This is a genomic window from Mesorhizobium sp. M7A.F.Ca.CA.004.06.1.1, from assembly GCF_003999135.1.
Lineage (GTDB): Bacteria > Pseudomonadota > Alphaproteobacteria > Rhizobiales > Rhizobiaceae > Mesorhizobium.
Map to the genome: position 1 here is coordinate 1 of NZ_RZPQ01000486.1, position 4,584 is coordinate 4,584.

The following is a 4,584-nucleotide window of genomic DNA, read 5'->3' on the forward strand; positions in this document are numbered from 1 at the left end:
GCCACACGTCCGATCGGACGATAGGGGTCGAGCAGATGGGTGCCCATCCAGGTCACTGCGCCCAGGCAGATTATGATCAGAAGCGGCACCGCCCAAATGACGAGTTCGAGATGGGTCGAGTGGTCCCAATCCGGCTCGTAGCGCGCCTCGCGGTTGGACTGGCGGTATCGCCAGGCAAAGAATATGGTGAGAGCCATCACCGGTATGATGACGATCAGCATCAGTGCCGTGGACACCATCAGCAGGTCGCGCTGCTGCGCGGCGACGTCGCCGGCAGGGTTCATGACGACCATGCTGCAGGAGCCGAGCGATGCCAGCAGGGGCAGCAGGAAAAGGGTACGGAGACGGCTCAATGTATGACCTGTCGGTTGTTCCCCCCAGTGCTAGCCGTACCGCGGCAATGAAGGCATTGGACAATTTGTCCAATGCCGCAATGACGCGGCAGGCCTCATCAAAGCACCTGGCCCGCGCACATGGCAAGCGATCGTAATGAGACCGCGGCGGGGCGACGGAGAATGCTGTGAGCCCAACTTCTAAGATCGAAGCCGACGCAAGACGGATCAACGCGCGGCATCATGAAGTGAAGCCCGGCGAAATCGCCGTTGGCGTCATCATCGGCAGGACGTCGGAATTCTTCGACTTCTTCGTCTACGCGATCGCTTCCGTCATCGTTTTTCCGAAGCTCGTATTTCCTTATGCCGACCCGTTGACCGGCACGCTCTACTCCTTCGCCATCTTCGCGCTTGCCTTCATCGCGCGGCCGATCGGCACGGCGATCTTCACCGCGCTCGACCGCGCCTACGGACGCAGCGCCAAGCTCACCATCGCGCTGTTCCTGCTGGGGACCTCGACCGTGTCGATCGCCTTCGTGCCCGGTTACGACCAGATCGGCCAGGCTTCGGCCTGGCTGCTGGCCATGTTCCGGATCGGTCAGGGACTGGCGCTGGGCGGGACATGGGACGGACTTGCCTCGCTGCTGGCGTTGAATGCGCCCGAAAAGCGCCGCGGCTGGTATGCGATGATCCCGCAGCTGGGCGCACCACTCGGGCTCATCGTTGCCAGCGCCCTGTTTGCATATTTCGTCGGCAACCTGTCGGCCGAAGACTTCTTCAGCTGGGGCTGGCGCTACCCGTTCTTCGTCGCCTTCGCCATCAATGTCGTCGCCCTGTTCGCACGGCTGCGCATCGTGGTGACGCCGGAATACACCAAACTGTTCGAAGGCCAGGAACTGGAGCCGACTTCCGTCCGCGAGACGTTGCGCGCCGAAGGGCGCACTGTCGTGCTCGGCGCCTTCGCGCCGCTGGCGAGTTTCGCCCTGTTCCACATGGTGACGGTGTTTCCTCTGTCCTGGATTTTCCTGTTCACGCGCGAGGGACCGGCACGGTTCCTCGTCATCGAGACGATCGGAGCTTTCTTCGGCCTGGCGGCAATCGCGATCTCGGGCTTCGTCGCCGACCGGGTTGGGCGCTGGCCCTTGCTCGGAGGCTCGGCGGTGGCCATTGCCGTGTTCAGCGGTTTCGCGCCACAGCTGCTCGATGGCGGCTTCGTCGGAGAGTCCGTCTTCATGGTCTTGGGCTTCGTCCTGCTCGGCCTGTCGTTCGGCCAGTCTTCAGGAGCACTCGCCTCGAACTTTTCAAAGACCTACCGCTATACAGGGGCGGCGCTGACCTCGGATCTCGCCTGGCTGTTCGGGGCGGGCTTCGCCCCCATAGTCGCCCTGTTCCTGTCCGCCCATTTCGGGCTGATCTCATCAGGCGCCTATCTGTTGTCGGGAGCGCTATGCACGTTGCTTGCGCTGAGACTCAACCAGCGCCTGGATCGGACGCCCGCTTGAGTGACCTGCTTGGCCAGGGCTGGGGACCTCCCGGCCCAATGACGTTGCACGACAAGACCAACAAACAGAATTTTCTGCTTCTGATTCAACTGCGCTGGATCGCGGTCGGTGGTCAGATCGTGACGATCCTGTTCGTCCGCTACGTGCTCGGCATTGGATTGCCGCTGGTCCCGATGGCGGTGGTGATCCTGCTGCTGATCGCTCTCAATGTCGCCAGCCTGCGCCGGCACAGCAGCCAGGACGCGATCACCAACACCGAGCTGTTTCTTGGACTGCTGCTCGACGTCACCGCGTTGACGGTCCAGCTTTACCTGAGCGGCGGCGCGTCCAATCCCTTCATTTCGCTTTACCTGCTCCAGGTCATCCTGGGCGCGGTGCTGCTGGAGACATGGTCGGTTTGGGCGCTTGTCTTCATTGCAAGCACGTGCTTCATCGCGCTGACTACTTTTTACCGTGAGATCAGCCTGCCCGCCGCACACGGGGCCGGGCTGTTCAGCCTGCACATCCAGGGCATGTTCATCTGTTTCGTCCTGGCGGCAACGCTTCTGGTGCTGTTCATCACCAGGGTCCAGAACAACATTCGCACCCGCGACGCCCATCTTGCGGATTTGCGCCAGCAGTCGGCGGAGGAGGCTCACATCGTCAGGATGGGCCTGCTCGCCTCCGGTGCCGCGCATGAGCTCGGCACGCCGCTGGCCACGCTTTCCGTCATCCTCAATGACTGGCAGCGCATGCCGGCTCTCGAGGCAGATCCGGATCTGGCGCAGGAAATCCGGGAGATGCAGGGCCAGTTGGACCGTTGCAAGAAGATCGTTTCGGGAATCCTGATGTCGTCGGGCGAATTGCGCGGCGAAGGCACGGTTCGCACCTCCGTCGACGCCTTCCTGGCGGAGCTGGTGGCCGAATGGAAGTCGACACGGCTGCCGCAAGGCTTCGAATACACCAGGCGTTTCGGCGCCAACCAGGAGATCGTCTCCGATCCCGCGCTCAAACAGGTGATGTTCAATGTACTGGACAACGCACTTGAAGCGTCGCCTCTATGGGTGGGGTTGACCGTCAGCCGCCAGGCGGACGATCTCATCATCGAAGTTGTCGACGTGGGACCGGGATTTGAAGAAGCCATGCTTGCTGAATTCGGCAAGCCCTATACGTCGACCAAGAACCGGCCAGGTAGCGGGCTCGGCCTGTTTCTGGTCGTCAATGTCATCCGCAAGCTGGGGGGTACCGTCACCGTAAGAAATAGAACCGAGGGGGGAGCTTCGGTTACGTTGCATCTGCCACTGGCTGCTCTGTCTCCACGAGGGCACAATGCCGACTAAACGCACGCTGTTGATCGTCGAGGACGATATCGCCTTTGCCAACGCACTGCGCCGGTCTTTCGAACGGCGTGATTACGAAACGCATAGCTGCCGGAGCGTCGACGGCGTGCATGCGCTGATCGGCACCGTTGCCTTCCAATATGCCGTCGTCGATCTCAAGCTCGCCAGCGGCTCGGGCCTGGAATGCGTCAGGGCGCTGCACGAGCACGATCCTGAAATGCGGATCGTCGTGTTGACCGGCTTTGCAAGCATCGCCACCGCTGTCGAGGCGATCAAGCTCGGCGCCTGCCAGTATCTCGCCAAACCCGCCAACACCGACGACATTGAAGCCGCTTTCGGCCAGGTCGAGGGCAATGCTTCGGTGCCGCTCGCCGAGCGACCAACCTCGATAAAGAACCTCGAATGGGAGCGCATCCACGAAATGCTGGTGGAGGCCGACTTCAACATTTCCGAGACAGCACGACGGTTGGGCATGCACCGCCGGACGCTGGCGAGGAAGCTGGAGAAGAGGCGTGTGAAGTAGGCACGATCTACCGGGCATCGCACATCGTGCCGATACCAATGATAAAATTGATGCCGGCAACAATCGTTACATTCGAACGATGTCCTCCGAAGGGAAAAAATTGGCAGGGCAGGGATTAAAATCCCCACATGCTCCGTAAACAGGACATGAAACCGTCAATGCCACGTTTTGACATCATAGGACAGCTCGGTTCGCTGCGCCGCTATGCGCGCTCGCTGACGCGCGACAGCACCGACGCCGAGGATCTTGTCCATGACGCGCTGGTGCGCGCTTATGAGCGGCGCAGCACGTTCCGCTCCGGCGGAAACCTGCGCGCGTGGCTGCTGTCGATCGTCCACAACACCTTCATCGACAAGATGCGGTCCCGCAAGTCCGAAGCGTCGCGCGTCGAACAGGCTGGATACCTGGCCGACGGCAGCACGCCGGCACCACAGGAACATTCGGTGCGCCTGGCGCAGGTGCGCGAGGCTTTTTTCAGCCTGCCGGAAGAACAGCGTTCAGCGCTGCACCTCGTCGCCATCGAAGGCCTCTCCTATCAACAGGCCGCCGATGCCAGCGGCGTGCCGCTCGGCACGCTGATGTCCCGCATCGGCAGGGCGCGCGCCGCACTGCGCGAGATGGAGGAGCCGGCGAAGGCAAAAAACCACCTCAGGATCGTTGGAGGCCCGTCATGACCGCAACTGTCGATCCCGTGACCGATATCGACCTCGACGCCTATGTCGACGACCAGGTCGACGTCACCCGCCGCATCGAGGTCGAAGCATTCTTGTCCGCTCGCCCGGAGGCGGCGGCGCGTGTGATGTCGGATCTCAGGACCCGCGATGAACTGCGCGTGGCGCTTGCCGGCTCCAAGGGCATGGCGCGCCCTGCGACCGCCGATGCCGCGCGGCGGCTGGAGAGGGGGCTTG

4 protein-coding genes and 2 pseudogenes are annotated in these 4,584 nt (G+C 62.2%); 5 read left to right on the forward strand and 1 reads right to left on the reverse strand.

All coding sequences use genetic code 11. The annotated features are described in order from the left end of the window. Positions 1-353 (reverse strand): annotated as a pseudogene (locus tag EN906_RS24005) (ubiquinol oxidase subunit II); the annotation flags it as partial. A 167-nt stretch (positions 354-520) separates the two neighbouring features. Between EN906_RS24005 and EN906_RS24010 the strand changes: the two are divergent. The 5 genes and pseudogenes from EN906_RS24010 to EN906_RS24030 all read left to right on the forward strand — a co-directional run. After that, positions 521-1,834 carry an MFS transporter gene (locus tag EN906_RS24010; RefSeq protein WP_127268838.1) on the forward strand — a complete coding sequence of 438 codons (1,314 nt, stop codon included), beginning with the start codon at positions 521-523 and terminating at the stop codon, positions 1,832-1,834. Beyond that, positions 1,831-3,153: an ATP-binding protein gene (locus tag EN906_RS24015; RefSeq protein WP_127268839.1), complete on the forward strand. Its 1,323-nt coding sequence runs from the start codon at positions 1,831-1,833 to the stop codon at positions 3,151-3,153. The genes EN906_RS24010 and EN906_RS24015 overlap by 4 nt, the downstream gene beginning before the upstream one ends. Then, a complete protein-coding gene (locus EN906_RS24020; protein WP_023812014.1) occupies positions 3,143-3,676 on the forward strand; it encodes a response regulator transcription factor in 534 nt (177 codons plus the stop codon). The genes EN906_RS24015 and EN906_RS24020 overlap by 11 nt, the downstream gene beginning before the upstream one ends. Before the next feature lie 158 nt (positions 3,677-3,834). Further along, a complete protein-coding gene (locus EN906_RS24025; RefSeq protein ID WP_236383399.1) occupies positions 3,835-4,350 on the forward strand; it encodes a sigma-70 family RNA polymerase sigma factor in 516 nt (171 codons plus the stop codon). Then, positions 4,347-4,584 (forward strand): annotated as a pseudogene (locus EN906_RS24030) (anti-sigma factor); the annotation flags it as partial. The gene EN906_RS24025 and the pseudogene EN906_RS24030, both read left to right, overlap by 4 nt.

Excerpts from the sequence above, each read along its gene's own strand:
- EN906_RS24020 (WP_023812014.1), top strand. The coding sequence starts at position 3,143 with ATGCCGACTAAACGCACGCTGTTGATCGTCGAGGACGATATCGCCTTT.
- EN906_RS24025 (WP_236383399.1), top strand. The coding sequence starts at position 3,835 with ATGCCACGTTTTGACATCATAGGACAGCTCGGTTCGCTGCGCCGCTAT.